This window comes from Shewanella algae (assembly GCF_009183365.2).
Taxonomy (GTDB): Bacteria; Pseudomonadota; Gammaproteobacteria; order Enterobacterales; family Shewanellaceae; genus Shewanella; species Shewanella algae.
Genome location: NZ_CP068230.1, coordinates 1,077,390 through 1,100,204 on the forward strand (window position 1 = coordinate 1,077,390; position 22,815 = coordinate 1,100,204).

Sequence of the window (22,815 nt, forward strand, 5' to 3'; positions counted from 1 at the left end):
ATCAGCGGACGATGAGGATCTCTGTCTGCTTGGGAATGCTGTCTGGATCAAACTGAGCCACCGCCTGGGCCAACATCTGAGTCACATCGGCTTGGGGCGTGACAGCCGCCTGGCCGAGAAACTCGAGTGCCGCCAGCAGCGCCGGCTGTGGATGGCGTTTATCCACCGGTGTGGCATGGTTTTGCTTGGAAAGCTTGAGCCCTGCCTGGGTGCTGGCCAGCGGCAGATGAAAAAAGCCCGGTTCCTGAAATCCGAATTGGCGAAACAGGCTTATCTGTCGGCAACTGGCCTCCAAGAGATCGGCGCCGCGGACTATCTCAGTGATGCCCTGAAAGGCGTCGTCCAGTACCACCGCCAGTTGATAGGCGTACAGACCATCGCTGCGCTTGATAATAAAGTCTTCTGCGGCGAAGGCTGGGTCGACACAGACTTTACCCAGATGGCCATCGATAAACCGGGCAACCGCCAGTTGGTTGTGAATGCGAATGGCACCTTGCTTGAGTTGCAACTCCCTGCAGCGGCCGTCGTAAACACCACCTCTTTGCTGGATCTGCTTGCGGGTGCACTGACAGTAGTAGGCCTGATTGGATCTCAATAAGGCATCAATATGTTGCTGATAGTCCTGCAGACGCCGACTCTGGTACAGCACTTCGCCATCCCAGTGCAAGCCGAAGGCTTCCAGGGTGCGCATTATGTCATCGGCTGCGCCGCGGACTTCTCTCGGGGGGTCGATATCTTCTATTCGCAGCAACCACTGCCCTTGCTTTGAGCGGGCGCGTAGATAACTGCCGAGGGCGGCAACAAGAGAGCCGAAATGCAAAGAGCCTGAAGGCGAGGGGGCGAAACGGCCTATGTAGGAAGTGTTGTTCATCAAGGGCTGAGTGACAAAAAAACGCGGGGCCAGTGTAACACTTGGCCCCGCGCTGCGGCAGATTAGATTAACCTGCCATCTGTTTTTCTTTGATCTCTGCCAGCGTTTTGCAGTCGATACACAGATCGGCTGTCGGTCTGGCTTCCAGACGACGGATGCCGATTTCGACGCCGCAGGATTCGCAGAAACCGAAGTCATCTTCTTCAATTTTCTGCAGTGTCTTTTCGATCTTCTTGATCAGCTTACGTTCGCGGTCGCGGGCGCGCAGTTCGAGGCTGAACTCTTCTTCCTGGGCGGCACGGTCAACCGGATCCGGGAAGTTTGCAGCTTCATCCTGCATATGGGTAAGAGTGCGATCCACCTCTTGACGCAACTGATTCCTCCATGCTTCAAGAATGGTCTTGAAGTGGCTCAGTTGTTGTGAGTTCATGTACTCCTCACCGGGTTTTTCCTGGTAAGGGTCTACACCAGCGATAGCGAGTACACCAAGTTTTTTAGTGCCTTCAGGCATAACGCATCTCCTGTTTCCATTTGCGTCGTAGGGCATTCTTATGAACGGCCGCTATCTATATCAGAATCTCTCTACCTAGGCAAATATTTCGATTTACTTATTGCTAATTATTTGAATATGTCTGCTAAACCCGATTAAATCAACTTTTTATCACTTTTTGGGGCTTGTCTGACGAACAAATTCGAGCCTTGATTCCACCCAGAAGCCTTCAGGTGAAAGGCTTGTGGCATAGGCCAGTACTTCGACCCCGGCATCTATGGCTTCGTTCAATAAGTCGGCATATTTTGAATCTATATGGCGGGCCGCTGATACGGTTTTTATCCCTGTATGTTGCACTAAAAACACCAATACCCCACGTTGGCCACTTTTGACCACTGACATCAGTTCCCGCAAGTGTTTTTGACCACGGCTGGTGACAGCATCGGGAAAGTAACCATGACCCTCTTCCAAGAGTGTGGTGTTCTTCACTTCGATATAGCAATCAGCCTCTGCCCCTTCGCTGAGAAAGATATCGATACGGCTGTTTTCATCACCGTACTTCACTTCCCGCTTGAGGTTTTGGTACCCCTGCAGTTCCTTGATGACACCCGTTTGGATCCCTTCCTCTACCAGAGCGTTGGCCCGCCCTGTGTTGACACCGATCAGGTCGCCTTCAGGGGTTTGCATCAGCTCCCAGGTGTGGGCGTATTTACGCTTGGGATTGTCCGAACAGGAGAACCAAACCCGCTCGCCGGGGAACTGGCAGTTCTTCATTGAACCCGTATTGGGGCAGTGCAGGGTAATCTCAGTGCCATCATCCAGCCTGACATCGGCCAGAAAGCGTTTATACCTTTGGATCAAAATGCCGGATTGCAGTGGCGGGATAAACTCCATCCCCATCTCCCTGAAGTTGTTGAAAACCCCAAAGCCTAGCAGGCTTTACAGTTGGCAACAATTCTCATTCGGCGCGGGGCTTCAAGTGCCGGGCAGGAATGCAGTACACTGGGACCAATTGTGGCGCGAAGGCGCTCACTGCATAAAGAAGAAGGAATCGAAATGAGTCAATCCATGAAGATAGTGCTGACCCATGAGGCCCCTGCGGCCCATTGGGGCAAAGCCGATGTAACCTACAATGCTGAGCAGGCTCAGATCCACCTGCAGGGAAACGATGTTCTGCGGCAAATCCAGATGGCCGCCCGCAAGCTGCGTAACCAGGGGATCAATCAAGTGTCTTTGGTGGGAGAGGGGTGGGACCTCAACAGTCAGTGGGCCTTTGCCCAGGGCTTTGTCACTGCCAAAGGCGGACATGAGATCCAGTGGGCCGGTGATGAGGCACTCAAGGGCGCGCTGACCAGCAGGGCTTACAGCGCATCGTTTGCCCGCAGTCTTATCAATGAAACCCCGGAAAACCTGCCACCACTGAAACTGGCGCAGCAGGCGGCCAATTGGCTGGCCGAACTCGGCGGTGACAAGGTCAGCTACCGGATAGTTGAAGGGGAAGCCTTGTTGCAGGAGCAGTGGATAGGCATTCATGCGGTTGGCCGCGGCAGCGAAAGGCCACCTGCGTTGCTGGAACTGGACTTCAACCCTCTGGGTGAAGATGCTCCCGTGTCCGTCGCGCTGGTAGGTAAGGGGATCACCTTTGACTCAGGCGGTTACAGCATCAAGGCTTCCGAAGGCATGCTGGGCATGAAGGCGGATATGGGCGGCGCGGCAACTGTTACTGCGGCGCTGGGGCTGGCGATTCAGAACGGTCTCGACAAGCGGGTCAAACTCTACCTCTGCTGCGCCGAGAACCTGATCAGTGGTCGTGCCTATAAGCTGGGAGACATACTGACCTACAAGAACGGCACCACGGTTGAAGTGGTCAATACCGATGCCGAGGGACGCCTGGTGCTGGCCGATGGTCTGCAGGCCGCCTGCGCCAGCGGTGCGACTCGGGTTATCGATGCCGCCACCCTGACCGGCGCCGCCGTGATGGCCGTTGGCCGCAACTATAACGCCATCTTCTCCCCCAGCCAGCCACTGCTGGCGTTGACACAGCAAAAGGCGGCTCTAGTGGCCGAAAATGTTTGGCCTTTGCCGCTGGAGCCTTGGCATAAAGAGATGTGCCCTTCTGCCTATGCCGATACCGCCAACAGCCGCCCGGTAAAAGGTGGCGGCGCCGGTGGCGCTTCCAATGCTGCCGGTTTCCTGTGGCGTTTTGTCAATGAAGGTGTGGATTGGCTGCATATCGATCTGGCCGCCGCATTTGAAGACAATGCTTCAGCCCTTTGGGCTGCAGGCGCCACGACTCATGGTATGTTGACCATAGCCGAACTGTTGGCGGACTGAGTCATAGGGAATTAACGCCCAAACCAAGCCGCCCACTGGGCGGCTTTTTTTAATGCCGGTGTATCGCTATTTTTTCAACAAAGGGAAGTGCAGGATGAAGTTACGCAAGGCAAGAAAGGAAGACGCACAAACTGCCTGGGATATCCGTAATCTGGCTATTCAGGCCGGTTGCCAGGGGTTTTACACAAAGGCAGAGCTCAGAATTTGGACCCAAGGCGAGATGCCCTCTGTCTTTATCACCATGGTGGAGAGAGACTTTTATCTAATCGAACATCAGGGAAAAATACTGGCGACCGGCATGCTGGATAGCGACCGAATTGAAGCCCTGTTCGTGCATCCACAAGCCATGGGCCAAGGGCTCGGGCGTGACTTGCTCGCTCATCTCGAGTCTTTGGCGCGTGAAAGAGGCGTGACCGCGCTGACGCTGGAGTCTACCCTCAATGCCGCCGACTTCTATCGTAGCTGTGGCTTTTGCGGTGAGGGGATAAGCCAATATCACTCCCCAAGAGGTATAGTGCTCGACTGCGTGGTGATGCACAAGGCGCTTAAGTGATTCAGTCGCTTAACGGCCAACTGGCCAATATCCGGTACTCGACGCCGGTTGGAGTACTCAAAGACTCGTAGAGTTGCAGCTCGCTTGGCGTTAAATCGAGCGTTGGAATATGTTCGAGTTTCGGTAGGTTGCCGGCCCTTCGCATCAAGGTGATATGGGGTCGGTAATCATATTCGCTGTTATGCAGCCCAAGGTTTGTCGCCAGTTGTTGCGCCGCCCCGGCGAGCGCCATTAGTGCCGGATCTTCGGCTGTGCCGGCCAGGCAGAGTATTTTCGGCCCGGGCCAGAAACAGAGATGCTCGAGCCGCACCCGAAAGCGTTTCAAGGGTAAGCCGGGAATGGCAGCGAGTAAATCCCTATGCTGTTCTGCCGTCACCTGGCCGAGAAACGCCAGGGTAAGGTGCAGATTGGCCTCTGTCACTTTTTTGAGACCGGGGGCTGACGGTTCATCAGCTTGTTCACATGCTTGCTGCAACGTCAGCAAGCTTGATCTTTCTGCCGTGGTTGGCGCAAATCCCAGAAATAGCCTTTTAGGCGTAATTGAGCTCATTTTTCGTTCCCGGTTAAGACCTTGGCCTATACTGTGACTTGTACCATTGTACACAGGAGTCGATTCACTCGGTGAGAATGAAAAGCAATGGTATCGGATGGATTCTTTGGATCAAAAAACAGTCGTAAGGAAATGACCCCATTATGCCCGCGAGTCTTGCCAATCAATTACAACATGCTCTGGTGGATGTCTTCAGCGATTCTCCGCTGATCACCCTGGAGCAGAATGTTGATCGCGCCCTGGAGATCATCACCCGACAATTGGATTGTGACGGGGTGTTTGTGCTGGCGGCCGGTAAGACACCGGGGCGACTCAAGACCCGCAATCTCTACCTCAAACCCCAATTCAAGACTCAGCAAGCTTCCCGGGAGTGGGGGCTGGGGAACATGCCTTTTTTTCGCAATCTGTTACGCCACCCCAAACTCCTGACCTTGGACAGTATTGAAGAGCTTCCCAAGGAAGCTCAGGAAGAGAAACGTTTCTTACGCCAGTGGCAGGTACGCAGCCTGTTGGTGCTGCCGCCACTGCATCTGGGGGATACCCATATCGCCGTTGGCGCCCTGCAATGCGGCGGCGAAAAGCGCTGGCAGGAAGACTTTATCAATGAACTCAGCCATGCTGCTGCCATGATAGGTTCGGCAATGGAGCTGACCCGCATCGCCTTGGCGCTGCTGGCCAGTGAGCGCAAGTATCAGGAGCTGTTCCAACAGTTACCCCTGGCTTGCGGGCAGTTGGACAGCAGCAACCAACTGACCATGATGAATCGGATAGCCAAGCAGACACTGGTGGCCGGTGACAGCAAGGATCTGCTGGCGTTGGTGCGTGAGGATGACAAGGGGATTTTGCTCGATACCCTGGCCGTGGTACGCGATGGGGTATTGAATCAGGCCTGGTGTGAGGTTGGTTTTCTGCATGGACAGGAGCTCTCTTGGCAAAAACTCAGTTTCAGCCGCAGTAAGGCTGATAAGCGTACTTTGGTGCTGATGGCCGAGGATGTCAGTGAACGCCACAGATTGGCCAGCGAGCTGTCATTTCATGCCAATTATGATGCGCTGACCGGCCTGCCCAACCGGGTGCATTTTGAAGCCCTGCTGGCCAAAGTGCTCGGCGAGGAACAGGCGCCGCCTGTGTGTATTGCCTTTGTGGATCTGGACCAGTTTCGGGTGATCAACAATGTCAGCGGTCATATCGCGGGTGACAGGCTCTTGTGTCAGGTGGCGCAGCGGCTCAAGCAGCTGGTGCGCAAGGGGGATGTGGTGGCCAGGCTCGGCGGCGATGAGTTCGGGATCCTGATGCATTTTTGCAACCCAGAGTCGGCCAAACATATCGCCGAGCGTATCTGTCAGCAGCTGTTCAATCACGAATTCAACTGGGAAAACCGCAAACACGGGGTCTCGGCAAGCATAGGCATAGCCCAGTTGGATCCGGCAGCCCAGGACATTTATACCGTCATGGGCCAGGCCGATGCCGCCTGCCGCCTGGCCAAGGAGCAGGGGCGCAACGGCTGGTTACTCTACGACAGCAGCGATCCCCGCCTCAAGCGGCTCTACAGCGAAATGACCGCCTCGGTCGATGTCCTTGGAGCCCTGGCCAATGACAGATTTGAGCTCTATTTCCAGGAGATCCGCCCGCTGGAGGCTACAGATAGCGGCATGCATCTGGAGATCTTGCTGCGTATGTATCAGGAGGAGGGGGAGATGCTGTCTCCGGCGATATTTCTGCCGGCGGCCGAGCGTTATAACCTGGCGTCCAGAGTGGATCGCTGGGTGATAGATCATCTGCTGCTCTGGGGCAATCGGCATCTTGAGTTGTGGCAATCCCTGTCTTTGGTGTCGCTGAACCTTTCGGCGTCCTCGCTCGAGGATGAGGAGTTTATGGACTGGCTTGAGATGCGCCTGCTGGCCGAACCCGAATTGGTCGATAAGCTGTGTATCGAAATCACCGAAACTTCGGTTCTCAGTCAGCTTGAGCAGGCCCACAGGTTGATTGAGCTGCTTAAACCCCTGGGTTGTAAGCTGGCGATGGATGACTTTGGTGCCGGCTTTTCCTCTTTTGCTTACCTTAAACAGTTGGCGGTGGATTATGTGAAGATTGACGGCCAGTTTGTGCTCAATCTCTGTGAAGACAAGGCGGATCAGGCGATTATTGCCGCCATGTGCCAGTTGGGGAGGCAGATGGAGTTTCAAACTATTGCCGAGTTTGTGGAAACCGAGGCCATAGTGGCGAAACTGCAGGAGCTGGGGGTGGATTATGCTCAGGGCTACGCCATAGGCAAGCCCAGGCCCTTACTTGAGCTGAGTGAGTCCAACCGCAGTTGTGCCAATGCTTATTGATTCATACAGGCTGGCACAGACTGACATCAGGATACCTGGTGTAGTTTGCAGGACATGCTCAGGGCCTTCCTGTTAGCCACGGCGGCTGAAACTGGTTACACTGAGCGCCTGTTTTTGTAAGCCATGCCCTGAATCTTGAACGACTTACCCATTCAATCCCTGTTGCCTCAACTGCGCCAAACCTTGGCCACTTGTCGGCAAGTTATCCTCGAGGCGCCTACCGGAGCCGGTAAATCCACCGCGCTGCCCTTGGCACTGCTCGACTGGCCGGAAATCGACGGCAAGATCCTCATGTTGGAGCCCCGGCGGGTTGCAGCGCGGGCCATCGCCGGCTTTTTGGCGCGCCAAAGAGGGCAGGCACTGGGGCAAGAGGTGGGGTTCAGGGTTCGCGGTGAGAGTCAGGTCAGCGGCAACACCCGACTCGAGATCATCACCGAGGGGGTACTGACCCGCATGATCCAGCAGGACCCTGAGCTCAAGGGCGTTGCCATGATCATTTTCGATGAGATCCATGAGCGCCATCTGAGCACAGATCTCGGTCTGGCGCTGGCACTGGAAGTGCAGGCCTCATTGCGGGACGATTTACACTTGCTGGCCATGTCGGCAACGCTCGAAGGCCTGCCGTTACAAACCTTGATGCCGGATGCCAAGCTGCTTGCCAGTGAGGGCCGCAGCTACCCTGTGACTATCGCCTACAGCGCCGCTTCGGCGCAGAGGCGCAGCGGTTCGGGTTCCGGCTCTGGCATGGCACCTTGGCTTGAACATATGGGGCGGCAGTTGCTGGCGCTGCTGGACCCTCAACAGGCCAGTGCTTTGGGGGTTAGCGAAGCGCAGCAACAGGGCTCGATACTCGCCTTCCTGCCGGGACAGGGGGAAATTCAGCGCCTCAAGCACTATCTGCAATCCAGAGTTGCGGCCAATGTGCGCATTTGTCCTCTCTACGGCTCACTGAGTGCCAAAGAGCAGGATGCGGCGATTGCCCCGGCCAATGCCGGTGAGCGTAAGCTGGTGCTGTCCACCAACCTGGCGGAATCCAGTCTGACCATAGAGGGGATTACTCTGGTGGTGGACAGTGGTTACAAGCGCCAGGCCAGTTTCAACCCCCGCAGCGGCGTGACCCGTTTGGGACTCAAGCGTATCAGCCAGGCATCGGCCACTCAAAGAGCCGGGCGGGCTGGGCGCACCAGTGCGGGTTTTTGCTTAAGGCTTTGGGGCCAGGAGGAGCACGGCCGCTTGCCGCAGGCGGATGAACCGGAAATCTTGCATGCCGACTTGCTCTCCATGGCCCTGGATGCGGCCTGCTGGGGTGTGCACAGCCTCAGTGACTTGCCTTTACTGACACTACCGGCCAGAGCCAATGAGGCGGTGGCCTGGCAGCTGTTACAGTCGCTGCAATTGGTTGACCCGCAACGTAAGCTTACCGCCCATGGCCGCGCGGCCTATGCACTGGGGGTGCAGCCACGGTTGGCGCACATGCTGCTCCGGGCGCAGAGTTTGGGGCAGGCGCGCGGCGACCCCGAGCTCGCCGGTCTGGCTTGTCTGCTGGCTGCCTTATTGGAGGCCAGAAGCCTTGCGGGCAACAACGCCGATATCATGGATAAACTTTCTCAGGCCACTCAAGGCCTTGAAGCCAGACAAGTCGGCAACTGGCTCAGACGCTTAGGGCTTAACGGCAAGGCGGCGGATTTTCTGAAATTGGCGAATCGTGCCGATTGCGCCCTGTTGTTGGCGCTGGCATTTCCTGACAGGATAGCCAAGGCAAGAGGCGTCGAGGGCTATCAGCTGGCCAATGGCAGCGGCGTGGTGCTCGATGCCGGTGACAGCCTCAGCGGCTGCGAGTTTCTGGTGGTGGCCGATTACCAGGAGACCGAGGGCCGCAGCGCCGGCCGCATCTATCTGGCGGCCGAATTACCGGCGGGATTGCTGGAAAATGAGCTGGCCTTTCTCTGTACCTGGCAACAGCAGGCGGGCTGGGATGAGTCCAAGGGACGTTTCTTTGCCGAGCGCCAACTGCGTCTGGGGGAGATAATACTCAAGCGGGAGGCCGAGAAAGAGGCGGATCCCAAGCTGAGGGCTCAGGCGATTATGGCGCTGCTGCGCAGTAAAGGCTTGGCGCTGCTCAATATGGATGAGGATGTCAGGCAGCTCCAGTTCAGGCTGGCACTGGCAAGATCCAAAGATCCGAACCTATTTCCGGACAACAGCGATCCGGCGCTGCTGGATTCTCTCGAGGAGTGGTTGGAGCCGTTTTTGAGCGATATCAAGCAGCTAAAGGGATTAATGGCATTGGATATCAAGCAGCTGCTGCTCAATCGCCTCGAGTGGCAGGTGCTGCAGACACTGAATGAATGGCTGCCGAGCCATTGGAAAATGGCCACGGGCACCCGGGCACCGATCCGCTATGATGCCGGCGGCAGGGCGCTGCTGAGTGTGCGTCTGCAGGAAGCGCTGGGCATGGCCGAAAGCCCGCGGCTGCTGCAAGGGGAGTTGACCGTAACCATGGAACTCTTGTCTCCGGCGCAGCGCCCTTTGGCGCTGACGGCCGATCTGGCCAGTTTTTGGCAAGGGCCCTATGTCGAGGTGAAAAAAGAGATGCGTGGGCGCTACCCTAAACACCTGTGGCCCGACGATCCGGCCAATACTTTGCCGACTAAATTCACCAAGAAAAAGACCTTGAATATCCAGCAGTAAATTTTGGGATAAGCATGACCACCAAGAAAAGTACCACGAAAAAAAGTACCAGAAAAACCAGCAGCAAGAGCAAACCGGCGCAGCAAAGCCCCGGGCTATGGCGCAGGTTATGGTCGATAACCTGGAAGCTGGCCCTTATTCTGGTAGCGGCGTTGACTATCTATTGTATCTACCTGGATCAGATCATCGCCCGTAAGTTTGAAGGGCAGAAGTGGCACTTGCCGGCGCAGGTGTTCAGTCGCTCCATGGCACTCTATCCCGGGGCGGCGGTGAGCCATGCCCAGCTGATGGCCGAACTTAAACTGCTGGGCTATCGCAAGGTGGCCAATCCGCGCCAGGTGGGGGAGTTTTCTGCCTCCAGTACCCGAATCGAGCTGTGGCGCCGCCCCTTCCTGCATCCTGAGGGGAGCCAGGCAGAGCAGCGGGTGATGATAAGTTTCGACTCCAACGGCGTCACTTCGGTGGCGCGTATGAGCGACAAACGCCAACTGGCGGTGTTTCATCTCGAACCTGTACTGCTGGACAGGATCATCGCCGGCGATGGTGAGGACAGGCTGTTTGTACCAACCGAACAGATCCCCGAAAACATAGTCGAAGCGCTTATTCTGGTGGAAGACCGCAGCTTCTATGAACACCACGGGGTGAACCCCTTTGCCATCGCCCGTGCCCTGCTGGTCAATATCAGTGCCGGTCGCACGGTACAGGGCGGCTCGACCCTGACCCAGCAGCTGGCGAAGAACTTCTTCCTCTCCAGCGAGCGCTCCTTGATCCGTAAGGCCAGAGAGGCCCTGATGGCGCTGATTATCGATTTTCGTTACAGCAAGGATGAAATCCTCGAGGCCTATCTCAATGAGGTCTACATGGGACAGGACAAATCCAGAGCCGTACATGGCATGGGGCTGGCATCGCAATTCTATTTTGGCCGCCCGGTCGGAGAGCTGACCCTGGCGCAGCAAGCCTTCCTGGTCGCCGCCATCAAGGGGCCATCTTACTACAACCCCTGGCGCTATCCTGACAGGGCTCAGGAGCGGCGCGATCTGGTGCTCAGGCTCTTGATGGAAGGCAGCAAAATTTCTGTCGACCAATACAAGGCGGCAGCGGAGTCGCCGCTGGGATTAAGGCGCTCGGACAAACCTGTGCACCAGAAACTGCCGGCCTTCTTTGCCGTGGTCAAACAGGAACTCAAGGATCGCTATGGTGCGGCGCTGCTGAAGCAGTCCGGCGTCAAGGTCTATACCACCTTGGATCCCATGGCGCAGGAAGCCGCCGAAAACGCCGTTGAGCGAACCCTGAAGGAGCTTGGCAAGAAAGATAAAGAGTTGCAGGTAGGCATGGTGGTGACCGACAAGTACAGCGCCGGGATCGCCGCCATGGTGGGCGACAAGGTGCCGGGTTACGAGGGTTTCAACCGGGCGGTGGAAATTCGCCGTCCCATAGGTTCACTGGTCAAGCCCTTTGTTTATGCCACGGCGCTGGCTCAGGGCAGCAAGTTCAATCTCGCCAGCCCACTCAAAGATGAGGCCATTACCCTCAAGAATGAACAGGGCAAGACCTGGTCGCCACAGAATGTGGATCGCAAGTTCCGTGGCCAGGTGCCACTGTTGACGGCGTTCAAGAAATCGATGAATGTGCCGACCGTGAATTTGGGGATGAATGTCGGTGTCGATGCCGTGGCCGCGACGCTAAAAGAGGCCGGCTGGAATGAAGCTGTATCGGCTTATCCTTCTATGTTGCTCGGCGCAGTGAACGGTTCCCCCTTGATGGTGGCGCAGGTATATCAGACCCTGGCGGACGGTGGCCGTTATCGTCAGCTCAATGCGGTGACAGCCGTGCTGGACAGCGACAACCAGCCCCTGCCTGTGGCCAGTATGCCACGCCATGAGGCGATAACGCCTGCGGCTAACTATCTGGTGCAGTACGCCATGACCAAGGTGGTGGAGTCCGGCACGGCTTCGCGTCTAGGGGCGGCCTTCCCCGGCGTGATGCTGGCGGGCAAGACGGGCACCAGCAACGACCGCCGCGACTCCTGGTTTGCCGGGTTTGACGAGCGTAACGTTGCCGCCGTTTGGGTTGGCCGCGATGACAACGGCAAGACCCAGTTCTATGGTAGCAGTGGTGCCATGACGGTTTATCAACGCTTCCTCGCCGAGCGGCCGCCGCTGGGGCTGAGGTTGCCGCCGGTCAACGGCGTGGTGCAGGGCTATTTCGACCGGGATACAGGTGCGGCGAAACAAGCCGATTGCCGTAATGTGGTGGCGGTACCTGCGCTGGCCGACAGTTATCATCCGGCGCCCAACTGCGGTGAACCTCTGCCTTGGTGGAAGCGGATCCTCGGTGGTTAACCGTGTAGAGGCTAAGGAAGGTGTGAACAAGTCCCATGTGTGCTCTGCGTCGGCTTACGGGCCTGGATGCAAGGCGTGGTTCGCAGCAAATGGCCTTAGCCCTTTGCAAGAGGCACAACACAGCAGGCAGGCCTGTAAGCCACGCCCTTCGGGGCTTTCACAGCAACCGGCTCTCTGCGTTATCCGACTTCGACAGGCCCCGGCATGCCTTCAGTCAGATGCCTTGAACGCCAATTGTTGTGCAAGCCAGAGTGCCACGAGGACTTATTCGCACCTTCCCTAATAGACATTAGATAGCAAAAAGGCCACCTCCGGGTGGCCTTTGACTTGTTTGAGAATATCGCGCTTTATCGCTATACCGTCTGATTTCAGCGGCGACGTCTGGTGACGGCGGCGACACCGGCAAAGGCCAGGAACAACCAACCCAGGCTGCCGCCTTCATCTTGCTTGGCATCTTTTTCGGTAGCCAGGAAATTGATCAGATCGGTCAGTTCGCCCAGAGTGCGAATTTCTCCCAGGTTAATCATATATTTGTCGTTTACCACGAAGCTTGGCACGCTCTGGATGGCAAATTCATTCTGCTGCTTACGCCACAGGGCGATGACATCATTGATTTTCTTGCTGTCGGCCAAGGCATCATACTGGCTGACATCGACGCCGTTGGCGGCAAACAATTGCTTGATATCGTCGCGGCTATTGATGGCAGAGGTGTGCTTGTGTCCAGGAGCAGAATGGTCATGGCCATGGGCCCCTTCCTCGCCCTGAATGGCGGCAAACATAGGATGAACCAGCTTATCAGTCGCGCCCAGCTCCTGCATGATGGCCAGAGACTTCATCACCTCAGTACCCAGATCGCTGTTCATAAAGTCGACATGCTTGCTGTCAAAGCTGACTTCTTTATTGAGACCGGCCTTGATGTCCGGCAGATACTGGGTTTCCATGCTGAAGCAGTTATGACAGTAGAAAGAGTAGAACTCGGTGAGTTTGGGTTCTTCACTGCCTTTCTTGGCTATCTGGGTATAGTGTTTACCTTCGATAAAGTCGGCGGCGTTGGCGGCCAGCGGGATCAGGGTAAGTGCCATTGCGGCAACCAGTGGCTTGAGCAAAATAATCTCCTCAGAATTGACCGGGCGCAGCGCCCTTTGCTGTCAGGTTAGTGTGACTGGCTTAATTATGACTTAAGCGTCGGCACCTTTGGCGGCCATTTCTGTGAGCGAGGCTAAGCTTTGACGGTTTGCCTGGTTATTCAACCTCGCAGGGCTTGCCAGGCTTCGCAGATCTGTCTGAATTTGGCGGCATCACCACCTTGCCTGTCCGGGTGCCACTTCAGCGCCAGTTTACGCCACTGGCGACGGATCTCCTTGTCGCTGGCGTCGGCTTCCAGCTCCAATACCCGCAGTGCCTCTCGTTGGGCAAAACGGCCGGGACGCACGCCAATATAATCCTGATAACTGTTCCAGAAGGACTCCAGCATCTCACGAACAACATTGACGCAGGTGTCGTAGTTGTTCCAGTCGAGGTAGTAGTCTCTAAGCGCTGAGTCATCCTGTTGCAGTTGCAGCACATTGGCCGGTGGGATCCGCAGCAATATGATATCCATGGCCTGTACCTGCAGCCATTGGCCTGGCAACAGCATGTGTTGCAGTTCATAGAGGGCATTCATCAACAGGAAGTTGCGTTTGAACAGATCTTTCTCGGGCAGAGGATCCAAGTCGTGCATCAGTCCCTGCTGTTGTAATTCGGTGGCGAGGTGATGCACCTTCCAGGAGCGGTTGCTGCGTTTGAGCAAGCTGAGCAGCGGCCAGATAAGCGGGTTATCGCCCTTGAGTCGGGTCGGCTTGACCTCAGTGGTCTCTGGCTGGGCCAGCGCGGGTTTGGCAAGCAGCATGGTAGCAATCATTCATCCTGAACTGACGATAAAATCTACTATGCCACAGGTGTCCGTGGGTGCAAGGTGAAAATAATGGAACCCGGCGTGGAGCCGGGTTCTGAAAGGGATGATGTAAACTCGTTCCTCGTTAGATCTTGGTAAACAGCTCTTCTTGAGGCAGGCGAGACTTGGGCAGCTTGGCGTTGAAGTCAGACTCGTCATGGTAGCCAAGAGCCACAACCACGCTGGCGGTGAAGCCTTGCTCTCTGAGGCCCAACACCTGATTGAGTTTGCTGGCATCGAAGCCTTCAATAGGGGTTGCATCTATGTCCAATACACTGGCGCCCAGCAGTAGAGTACCCAGCGCCAGATAGGTTTGTTTCTCCATCCAGTGCTGCAGATCCTTAAGTTCGAACTTGTGCATATTGGTGAAGAAAGAGCGGCCGTTGTGTTGGCCTTGCTTGGCGTTTTCGTCGGCGAAGCGGCCATCGGCATCTTCTTGCTCAAGCAGACGCAGCAGATGGGCTTCGTCCATGTTGTTGCGGGTACAGAGTACTACCACGTGGGAAGCGTTGAGGATCTTTGGCGTGTTGAAGCCATAGTCTGCAGTAGACTCGGCAATTTTGGCTTTGCCTTCATCTGTCGCGGCCAGTACAAAGTGCCATGGCTGGGAGTTCACCGAGGAAGGGCTGAACTGCAGCAGACTCTGCAGATCTTCAATTTTATCCTGGGGGATCTTCTTGTTGGGATCAAAAGCCTTGGTGGTATAGCGCTTTTTGGCAAGGTATGTCAGATCTGTCATGTCACTGCTCCGGACAAATGAGGCTGAAATTGTTTTGGCATTCTACGATCTCTGTTGCGCTTTACAACAGTGTTTCTGCTGCAAGCTATATCAAAAATAAATTGAAAGTACGCTGGTGGGGAACCACCTCTCGGTGCCAACAAGATTGCGTTTGCATGTTTTTTTGGGTATTAAATTGCGTTTGCTGTATGTCTTGGTTAATATATGGACAGGTTTATGGCGGAGCAGCAAAGATGAATACCCTAGAGAAAGCCAATGCAGCCGAGGTATTATTCAAGGCGTTTTCCAATGCTTGCAGCGAGTTACAACTTACCCAGGCCGAGGCCAGCCGTATCATAGGTGTTAATCCCAGCACCTTGAGCCGTAACAGCGGCAAGGGGTTTAAACCCGATTCCAAGCAGGGGGAACTGCAGTTGCAGCTTATCCGCCTGTATCGCTCGTTGTATGCCATAGCGGGTGGTGAGAAAGCCTTTATGCGTCACTGGCTCAACAGCCCCAACAAGGCGCTGAATGGGACCCCCAAGACTTTATTGCAAACCGTGGTTGGCCTGGTGAGTGTTAACCAATATCTGGATGCGATGCGAGGCAAGGTCTGACAGCCATAGCCGGTGACAGGAGACAAATAACTGAAAATGGATTTTAGCGCGTTAGAGCCGCAGGACTTTTTCCCTCGCCCCTACCTTGGCCGCGGTTATCGCCTGGTCGAGTCCCAGGAAGAAGCAGCCACCCTGAGCCTGGTGGATGATTTTGACGAACAGATGCTGCTTGAGTCTCTGCTCGATGAGGTTAAACCGCCTTACCGAAGTGGAACAGAGCACTTGCATTATCTGCTCAAGACCCCGTTTCGTTATCCGCCGCTGCGCCATGGCTCGCGCTTTGGCAGTATCACAATGGAAAGCTTCTTTTATGCCAGTGAATCCTGGCAGACCTGTTTGGCCGAAGTTGCTTACTATCGTTTTGTCTTTATGGCCGACATGCTGGAGCCTTATCTGGAGCCGCTGCGCTCTGAGCATATGCTGTACTCTGTGGATATCAATGCCCGCGATTGTGCCGACCTGACGCTATTGCAGGGGCGGGAAGTGCAGCAGCAACTGACTCACAAGTCGAACTATACCTATACCCAGGCTATGGGTGCCTGGCTGCTGCAACAGCAGGCGCAGATGATCCGCTACACTTCGGCCAGAGCCGAAGAGGGCGTTAACCTGGCGCTGCACGATCCTTTGGTGTTGCAATCAACCGAGCCGCAGGAGTGTGAATACTGGATCTGCCAAAGCTCGGCCGACAAGGTGGCTTTCAGTCGTCGTAATAGCCGCAGCATGCCATTGACCTGGTTTTTAAAAGACTTTTTGCAGGACGGGCAGTTGCCGCGTCCCGCCTGAGTGCAGAACTTAGTCAGGATTGCGTGGTGATAAACAGCGGGTTGGAATAGAACCAGAGATCGCCGTAGTTACGCTCATTGATGTCGTTGTACCATTGCTGCACTTGCTCCCCTTCGGCCTGTGGCAGCACCTCTGAACGCAGTGGCGTGCCCTTGTTGGTCAAGCCGCTGACGTTGTAATCCAGATTGGTGCCACGCAAGCGGAAATACTGCTTGCCATCGGCGATAAAGCTGAAGCTCATGTTGTAGAAGCCATCGCTGTCTTTTTGCCAGTCGGCCTGGGTGAATGACTTGATCACCCGTGTGCTGTCGTTGGTTTCCTTTTGCCAGGCAGCCGTTCCCGGCTTGGCCCGTTCACCGATATCGCCGGCAATCAAATCGATATGATGTACTCCCGGATTAATGCCGGCGTAGTGTTCATTGCCGATATCGCTTTCCTTGTTATTCAGCTCAGGGCTGCGGAACCTGATTTTGATAGTGACCTTGTCACCGGCCTTGGCGCTCAAGGTTTGTCCCATAGTGATGGTTTGATCACCTGTATTCATCTGGAAATCCAGCCCATCGATGAGATCGCCAAATACCGCAAAGCTGTTCCCCGAGCGTAGCCCTTCCAGCAGGGCCTGGGTGCCTTCACCCTCAACCCAGGTGTAATTCTTGGCGTATTCGCCGGGATAATAACTGCTGGCGTAAGGTGGCCTGGTCTTGAAGTGAATATCCGAGTTACCCATGTTCCAAATCCTGCGCCCTTCGCCCAGCAGCGCATCCCACCAACCGCCGACTTCGGCCACGACGGGATCGACACCGCCGTAAACACCGCTCGATCTGTCACCATAGTCACCGCGGTTGCCACTGAACTGGCCGCCAACCATGCCTTCCACCAGGAAGAAGACCTCAGGCGCGGCATCGTGAAGCTCCCTGACTTCGGCTATGGTGTAGCTGTCGAGATAGCGTCTGGGGTGATTGAGCATGCCGTAGCTCTGTTTGGGGAAGTGTTGCTGCAGCCAGGCGAGCGCCGCTACGGCATCTGCATGGGTTTGATTCTGACGCTTGACGCCGGCGGCCTCCCAGGCGGCGAGATCTTCGGCTGCGAAATCCTTCGGCTCATTCTTGGCACTGAAGCTGTACTCGAAGGTTTTAATCGCATCCAGAGTCTGCTGTTCATCGGCCAATATGGCGATATTGAAGTGTTCGTGAGTCGGCATATCCCACTCAAAGCCGGAGTAAACCAACTTGCCCGGGTAGTTGGGCATCAGGCTGGCGAGTCCGGGTTTTTCGTAGCGGGTGAGGGCATCATAGAAGAGAATGCCGCCTAGATCGTTATCTTCATTGTCCTGGCTGTTGTTGCGCATATGGTTGGTCAGGCTCATATAATCCAGGCCAAAGTCCTCGAAGCCCCACTTGAGAATATCGGCCTGGGTCTCTCTGGCATCCTGGGAAACCGCAGTGTGAACATGAAGATCGCCTTTGAGCCAGCGACCCGTTACCGGCTCGGGAGTTTGAGTGTCGTTATCTGAGTTGCAGCCGGCCAGCAGGGCCAGAGACAGCAGTGACAATGCTGCGACTTGATGGGATTGACGCACGAATAACCTCTCTATATTGGGCGTTTGGGAAAGCACCCAACATAGAGAACAAAGATGGCAGATTTATGGCACTTTTGTACTAAAAAGTTCCCCTGTGCTCAGCGCAGCACCTTGGCAAGGAAGCCTTGAGTACGGGGATTTTGCGGCGCATTGAAAATCTGCTCCGGCGTGCCCGCTTCCTGGATCACCCCTTCATCCATGAAGATCACCCTGTCAGACACCTTGCGGGCAAACCCCATTTCGTGAGTGACTATCACCATGGTCATGCCGTCGCGAGCCAAAGATTGCATCACATCCAGTACATCGCCGACCATTTCCGGATCCAGCGCCGAGGTGGGTTCGTCAAACAGCATCAGTTCGGGAGACATGGTCAGGGCTCTGGCAATGGCCACCCTCTGTTTCTGGCCGCCGGACAAACTGGATGGATAGGCATCTTTCTTATCTGCCAGGCCAACCTTACCCAGCAGTCCCAAAGCCTTGGCTTCGGCCTCGGCCGAACTCATCAACCCCAGCTTGACCGGTGCCAGCGTCAGGTTGGCCAACACTGTCTTGTGGGGAAACAGGTTAAAGTGCTGGAATACCATGCCCACTTTCTGTCTGAGCTTGTCGACACAGGCCCCCGGCGCCGTTATCGATTCACCGGCTATCCGTATTTCGCCTTCAGTCGGTTGCTCCAACAGGTTGATACAGCGAAGAAAAGTACTCTTGCCACTACCACTGGGGCCTATAATACTGACCACTTCTCCCTTGGCGATATGCTGATCTATGCCTTTGAGTACTTCCAGTTTGCTGTAGTACTTGTGCAGGTTGGTTATCTCAATCACTTTGTTTCAGCCTCGCTTCAAACTTACCCAACAGCCAGGTGAAGCTGTAGGTCAACAACAGATAGATAAGGGCACAAGTCAGCAGCGGCACCACATCTTCGAAGGTTCGGCTGCGGATGATTTCACCGGCACGCATCAGATCCACACCACCGATAAAGCCGATGACGGCCGTTTCTTTCAAAAGCACGATAAATTCATTGCCGAGCGCCGGCAGAATATTCTTGATTGCTTGTGGCAACACTACCTCACGCATGGTCAGTGAATGGCTCATCCCCAGAGAGCGGGCGGCCTCGGCCTGGCCCTTGTCAACCGCCTGGATACCGGCACGGATGATCTCACTGATATAGGCGCCACTGTTGAGGCCAAAGGCGATGATGGCGGCTGTCACCTTGTCGACATCCATGGCGGCCAACACGATAAAGTAGAGGATCACCAGTTGAACCACTACAGGGGTACCGCGGATCACCCCGACATACAGCTTGGCCGGCCAGCGCAGATACCAGCGCTCGGACATACCCATCAAGGTGGTGAGCACCCCGAGAATGGCACCGAGGATCATGGCGAAGAAGGTCACAGTCAAGGTGACCTTGAGGCCGTTTAGGATCAGCAAAATACCGATCATGCCGTCTTCCCCTATGGGGGTAAACAGCGAAGAAATTATTGCATCCATCTAAGATTACTTCTGATACTTTTCAAGGAGTTGTTGGTATTCACCTGAGCTTTGCAGCCGTGACAGGGTGGCATTGATCTGGCCGAGCAGTTCGGGTTGATTCTTGGAGACTGCAATACCGTAAAACTCGGGTGAGAAGTCGATATCCAGTTGTTTGAGAGTGGGGTTCTTGGCCAGATAAGTGGCCGCCGGTTGGCTGTCGAACAGTACCAGGTCTACCTTGTGGTTTTTCAGCTCCATAAAGGCTTCAAAACCCGTATTGAAGGCCACGACTTCGGCCTTGAGTTCCTTGGCCATGATGTCGCCGGTGGAGCCCAGCTGCACCGCAATCTTCTTGCCGGCAAGATCAGCCGGAGTGCTGAATATCTGGCTGTCCTGATTGACTATCACCACTTGGGTGGCTTCGTAGTAAGGCGTGGAGAAGTTGACGCTCTTTTGCCGCTCATCCGTGATTGTCATGCCGGAGGCGATAAAATCGATTTTGCCTGAGTTCAGCGCCACTATCAGAGAGTCGAACTTGAGGTTTTCTACCTTGAGAGTTTTACCGGCGTCGGCGGCAATCGCCTTGGCAATATCGATATCCAGCCCTTTTACCTCATCACCATTGGCGCCCCCCATATATTCAAATGGAGGGAAGGCAGCATTGGTACCGACGACCAGTACATCTTGATCTTTACCGCAGCCGGTCAACAGCAAAGCCGTGACAGTGGCCAGAAGCAGGGATTTTTTCATCATTGAAGATACTCTTGAAGAACCGTATGGCTGGCACTATAGCCAGTTCTAACGCATCAATCAATAACTAATCATAAAAAATGACTAATTATTCACTTGCTGGTTTTGTCTTGTTAGAAAATCTTTGTTAATTAGTTTGTTATTTATTAATTGAACATGCTTAAGTGAATAAAGTAGATATTGCTCAACTAGAGCTGAGCGACTGGAGAAGATTTTTTGTCGCCTGAGACACAAGAATGTGCATTTGGCACAGCGCCAAAGAAAAATTTGTTATAAAATGCGCGCCCAAAATCCTCTGCCTGCCTACAATGGTGGAAGCCACTCCGGATTTTGGAACCGGCCTCCAATTCAGTACCTGCCAAAAGCAGACAGCGAAGCACACAAAATAGAACAAGATGGGGTCGCATACCTATGACAGAAAAACGCTTTATTACCGCACAGGAATTGCTGGAGGACTCATTTCGTCTGGCAGCACAGGTCTATGACAGTGGCTTTCGGCCACAGTTTATTGTTGGGATCTGGCGTGGCGGCGCCCCGATAGGGATTGCGGTACAGGAGTTTTTCGACTTCAAAAAAGTGGAGACCGACCATATTGCGGTGCGTACTTCATCCTACTACGGCATAGGCACAGACAAGCAGAGCAAGGAGATCAAGGTTCATGGTCTGCACTACATTGTTGAAAATGCTAATGCCGATGATGGTTTGCTGATTGTTGATGATGTTTTTGACTCCGGCCGCAGTATCTTTGCACTGAAGGAGAAACTCGGTCAGCTGATGCGACTGAACATGCCCAAGGATATCCGTATCGCTTGTCCTTACTACAAGCCACAGAACACTGCGGTGCCACTGAAGCCTGACTACTATATCCATGCCTCGGATGAATGGCTGGTATTCCCTCATGAAGTTTCCGGTTTGAGCCCGCAAGAGCTGGCTGAAGGCAAGGGCGATTTGAGAAATATCAAAGAGTTGTTCCTCTGATAATCGGTTTCTATCATCAAATACTGAAGAGGGCGCCAATGGGCGCCCTCTTTGTTGCTCACACCCGTTATATGTCCATGCAGTTGGCGTAATAAGTCACAGTTGCCGGCCAATCGGAGAAGACACCCAAGACCTCTACCTCTTTGGCCAGTACATCCAGCAGTTGATAGACATCGCCATCGTTGTTGATGCCATCGCTGATGCTCTGATAGTACCAACCACCGCCTTGCGCCAGGGGGCCAGAACGTTCCAGTGACCAAGTGATTATTTTAAGCCCGGCTTCCTTGGCCGCCAGAGCATAGGCCGAGGGAACTATCTTGCCGCTGTCATCCAGAGCCACCAATACCCACAAGGGCGGCGCAATGATTTCGACTCCCAGCGCCTTGAGCCTTTGCATATCGGCCTGCCAATGGGCCAAATCATTGGGGTTAAAGCTGCTGTCTGAGTCATACCTGTCATCCAGATAGACGGCCTGCTTGCCAAAATCGGCGTTATTGGCCAACCAGTATTGCACATCCTCCAGATTAAATGACTGGGGATAGACATCTTTTGCCGGTACCCCGGCGGCCTGATATTCGTCGATCATCTTCTGAGCATAGTCCTGTTGGCTAAAGCCATCGAAGGGCATGGGCACACTGGCGGACTTGAGTTCAGGCGTCATCTTGACCTTGGCTTCTTTAAACAGAGCTATGCTCTCGGCGTGGGTCATCAATGTGCCACAACTGGCGTAGAGATCAGTGCGCCAGGCAGGAGTGCCCTCCATAAATTCATGCGCCGTGGTGGCCTTGGGATTAAAGCCATCCATCTTGCCGCAAAGCTGTTTGAATTCGTCCAGGGTTATATCACTGGTACAGCACTCGGCGCTGGCGCTAACACCATTGGCAGCATCGGCGGGAGAGAAAGGCTGACGGCATTTGGCTGCCAACTCAGGGATACCCAGGATATTGGTGGTTGTGGCCAGATCGCATTGGGAGTGCCGACAAACCAACTGTTTATCGGCGGTGAAGGTGACATCGCATTCCACTATTCCGGCACCGGCATCTATGGCTGCCATATAGGCTTCTTTGGTGTGCTCAGGGAACTGCATGGAGGCGCCGCGGTGGCCTATGCTGAAGTCGGTGCGATAAAAGGGCCCCTTGCTGCATTGTGCCAGTTTATCTTTGAGCGGCCCTTCATCCATGTCATTTACCAGAAACAGGGGACGGGGGCCCAGATTGGCACCAACTTTCTCCTGCTGATCCTGTGTCGGGGGTGAAGTATTGGCGTTGTTGTCATTGCTGTTGCAGCCACCGAGCAACAGGCCAAACAGTACAGAGCCAAGTAATACCGACGTTGTTTTGGAGTGAAAAGCCTTCATTAAGCAGATCCTTATACTATTTCGCACAGGAGTTTACTCACTTGGCGAGAATGGTATTTAGTCATAAACAGGCCGCTTAAGCTAAAGACGGTTGATGACAGCCGGATAGCAAAATCATGACAATTAACTTAATTAATACAGTATCTTGTTCCGGATATACTGAAGAGAAACCTATTGCGTTAGTCTTAGAGCCGATTGATCTTGTCCTTCAGATCGTAGCTTTTGTCCGTGACTATGGTTTCCAGATTGGCAATTCGCTGCCTCAATTCATCCACTTCCCGTTGCAGTTTTTCAACTTCGCCATTTTGGTGGTATTGCTGCTTGCGGTTGTAATCCTTGATGAGTATCACGGCAAAAATGCCTATGACTATCACAAGCATCAGACTGATTAATCCCATAACGACTCCTTGGTGTTAAGCATGTTGAACATTCTGGCACAGTATAGGGGGACAGGAAAATC

21 protein-coding genes are annotated in these 22,815 nt (G+C 54.6%); 8 read left to right on the forward strand and 13 right to left on the reverse strand.

All coding sequences use genetic code 11. From position 1 onward, the window contains the following. Position 1: 1 nt before the first annotated feature. The 3 genes from gluQRS to sfsA form a co-directional block, all read right to left on the reverse strand. Positions 2-871 (reverse strand): tRNA glutamyl-Q(34) synthetase GluQRS, encoded by an 870-nt coding sequence (gene gluQRS / locus E1N14_RS04845; RefSeq protein ID WP_025010050.1) that lies wholly within the window; start codon positions 869-871, stop codon positions 2-4. Positions 872-938: 67 nt separating this feature from the next. Continuing rightward, positions 939-1,382: an RNA polymerase-binding protein DksA gene (dksA, locus tag E1N14_RS04850; protein ID WP_025010051.1), complete on the reverse strand. Its 444-nt coding sequence runs from the start codon at positions 1,380-1,382 to the stop codon at positions 939-941. Between the two features lie 150 nt (positions 1,383-1,532). Next, on the reverse strand, positions 1,533-2,255 hold the full coding sequence (gene sfsA, locus E1N14_RS04855; RefSeq protein WP_025010052.1) for a DNA/RNA nuclease SfsA: 723 nt from the start codon (positions 2,253-2,255) through the stop codon (positions 1,533-1,535). A gap of 162 nt (positions 2,256-2,417) precedes the next feature. Between sfsA and pepB the strand changes: the two genes are divergently transcribed. Together pepB and E1N14_RS04865 are read left to right on the forward strand one after the other, a co-directional pair. Beyond that, positions 2,418-3,695, forward strand: coding sequence for an aminopeptidase PepB (gene pepB, locus E1N14_RS04860; RefSeq protein ID WP_062793417.1), 1,278 nt, complete (start codon positions 2,418-2,420; stop codon positions 3,693-3,695). A gap of 94 nt (positions 3,696-3,789) precedes the next feature. Beyond that, positions 3,790-4,248, forward strand: a complete 459-nt coding sequence (locus tag E1N14_RS04865) for a GNAT family N-acetyltransferase (protein ID WP_062793416.1) — start codon at positions 3,790-3,792, stop codon at positions 4,246-4,248. Between the two features lies 1 nt (position 4,249). Here the strand turns inward: E1N14_RS04865 and thpR are convergent, their stop codons facing one another. Then, positions 4,250-4,798 (reverse strand): RNA 2',3'-cyclic phosphodiesterase, encoded by a 549-nt coding sequence (gene thpR, locus E1N14_RS04870; RefSeq protein WP_025010053.1) that lies wholly within the window; start codon positions 4,796-4,798, stop codon positions 4,250-4,252. Positions 4,799-4,941: 143 nt separating this feature from the next. Between thpR and E1N14_RS04875 the strand changes: the two genes are divergently transcribed. The 3 genes from E1N14_RS04875 to mrcB all read left to right on the forward strand — a co-directional run bounded on the left by E1N14_RS04875 (position 4,942) and on the right by mrcB (position 12,164). Then, on the forward strand, positions 4,942-7,131 hold the full coding sequence (locus E1N14_RS04875; RefSeq protein ID WP_025010054.1) for a putative bifunctional diguanylate cyclase/phosphodiesterase: 2,190 nt from the start codon (positions 4,942-4,944) through the stop codon (positions 7,129-7,131). Between the two features lie 135 nt (positions 7,132-7,266). Beyond that, positions 7,267-9,822: an ATP-dependent helicase HrpB gene (gene hrpB / locus E1N14_RS04880; protein ID WP_025010055.1), complete on the forward strand. Its 2,556-nt coding sequence runs from the start codon at positions 7,267-7,269 to the stop codon at positions 9,820-9,822. 14 nt (positions 9,823-9,836) lie between these two features. Next, positions 9,837-12,164 carry a penicillin-binding protein 1B gene (mrcB, locus tag E1N14_RS04885; protein WP_062793415.1) on the forward strand — a complete coding sequence of 776 codons (2,328 nt, stop codon included), beginning with the start codon at positions 9,837-9,839 and terminating at the stop codon, positions 12,162-12,164. 368 nt (positions 12,165-12,532) lie between these two features. Here mrcB and E1N14_RS04890 read toward each other — a convergent pair whose 3' ends face one another. The 3 genes from E1N14_RS04890 to nfsB form a co-directional block, all read right to left on the reverse strand. Beyond that, on the reverse strand, positions 12,533-13,270 hold the full coding sequence (locus tag E1N14_RS04890; RefSeq protein ID WP_025011543.1) for a DsbA family protein: 738 nt from the start codon (positions 13,268-13,270) through the stop codon (positions 12,533-12,535). A 140-nt stretch (positions 13,271-13,410) separates the two neighbouring features. Then, positions 13,411-14,052, reverse strand: coding sequence for a DNA-J related domain-containing protein (locus E1N14_RS04895; protein ID WP_025011542.1), 642 nt, complete (start codon positions 14,050-14,052; stop codon positions 13,411-13,413). A gap of 130 nt (positions 14,053-14,182) precedes the next feature. Next, positions 14,183-14,836, reverse strand: coding sequence for an oxygen-insensitive NAD(P)H nitroreductase (gene nfsB, locus E1N14_RS04900; RefSeq protein ID WP_025011541.1), 654 nt, complete (start codon positions 14,834-14,836; stop codon positions 14,183-14,185). 233 nt (positions 14,837-15,069) lie between these two features. On the opposite strand from nfsB, the gene E1N14_RS04905 reads away from it, so the two are divergent. Both E1N14_RS04905 and E1N14_RS04910 read left to right on the forward strand, forming a co-directional pair. After that, positions 15,070-15,432, forward strand: coding sequence for an MbcA/ParS/Xre antitoxin family protein (locus E1N14_RS04905; protein ID WP_025011540.1), 363 nt, complete (start codon positions 15,070-15,072; stop codon positions 15,430-15,432). A gap of 36 nt (positions 15,433-15,468) precedes the next feature. After that, positions 15,469-16,215 (forward strand): RES family NAD+ phosphorylase, encoded by a 747-nt coding sequence (locus E1N14_RS04910; RefSeq protein WP_025011539.1) that lies wholly within the window; start codon positions 15,469-15,471, stop codon positions 16,213-16,215. A gap of 13 nt (positions 16,216-16,228) precedes the next feature. Here the strand turns inward: E1N14_RS04910 and E1N14_RS04915 are convergent, their stop codons facing one another. The 4 genes from E1N14_RS04915 to E1N14_RS04930 form a co-directional block, all read right to left on the reverse strand. After that, positions 16,229-17,794 carry a CehA/McbA family metallohydrolase domain-containing protein gene (locus tag E1N14_RS04915; protein WP_062794000.1) on the reverse strand — a complete coding sequence of 522 codons (1,566 nt, stop codon included), beginning with the start codon at positions 17,792-17,794 and terminating at the stop codon, positions 16,229-16,231. 98 nt (positions 17,795-17,892) lie between these two features. Then, a complete protein-coding gene (locus tag E1N14_RS04920) occupies positions 17,893-18,618 on the reverse strand; it encodes an amino acid ABC transporter ATP-binding protein (RefSeq protein WP_025011538.1) in 726 nt (241 codons plus the stop codon). Continuing rightward, positions 18,611-19,288 (reverse strand): amino acid ABC transporter permease, encoded by a 678-nt coding sequence (locus E1N14_RS04925; protein WP_025011537.1) that lies wholly within the window; start codon positions 19,286-19,288, stop codon positions 18,611-18,613. The genes E1N14_RS04920 and E1N14_RS04925 overlap by 8 nt, the downstream gene beginning before the upstream one ends. A 6-nt stretch (positions 19,289-19,294) precedes the next feature. After that, the gene (locus E1N14_RS04930) at positions 19,295-20,020 is read right to left on the reverse strand and encodes a basic amino acid ABC transporter substrate-binding protein (protein ID WP_025011536.1); all 726 of its coding nucleotides are present in this window, start codon (positions 20,018-20,020) and stop codon (positions 19,295-19,297) included. A gap of 411 nt (positions 20,021-20,431) precedes the next feature. Between E1N14_RS04930 and E1N14_RS04935 the strand changes: the two genes are divergently transcribed. Continuing rightward, the gene (locus tag E1N14_RS04935) at positions 20,432-20,998 is read left to right on the forward strand and encodes a phosphoribosyltransferase (RefSeq protein ID WP_025011535.1); all 567 of its coding nucleotides are present in this window, start codon (positions 20,432-20,434) and stop codon (positions 20,996-20,998) included. A gap of 67 nt (positions 20,999-21,065) precedes the next feature. On the opposite strand, the gene E1N14_RS04940 is transcribed toward E1N14_RS04935, so the two are convergent. Next, positions 21,066-22,355: a glycerophosphodiester phosphodiesterase family protein gene (locus E1N14_RS04940; protein ID WP_025011534.1), complete on the reverse strand. Its 1,290-nt coding sequence runs from the start codon at positions 22,353-22,355 to the stop codon at positions 21,066-21,068. Between the two features lie 185 nt (positions 22,356-22,540). Then, complete coding sequence (locus E1N14_RS04945; protein ID WP_025886971.1) at positions 22,541-22,753, reverse strand: coiled-coil domain-containing protein; 213 nt, start codon at positions 22,751-22,753, stop codon at positions 22,541-22,543. Positions 22,754-22,815: the final 62 nt, after the last annotated feature.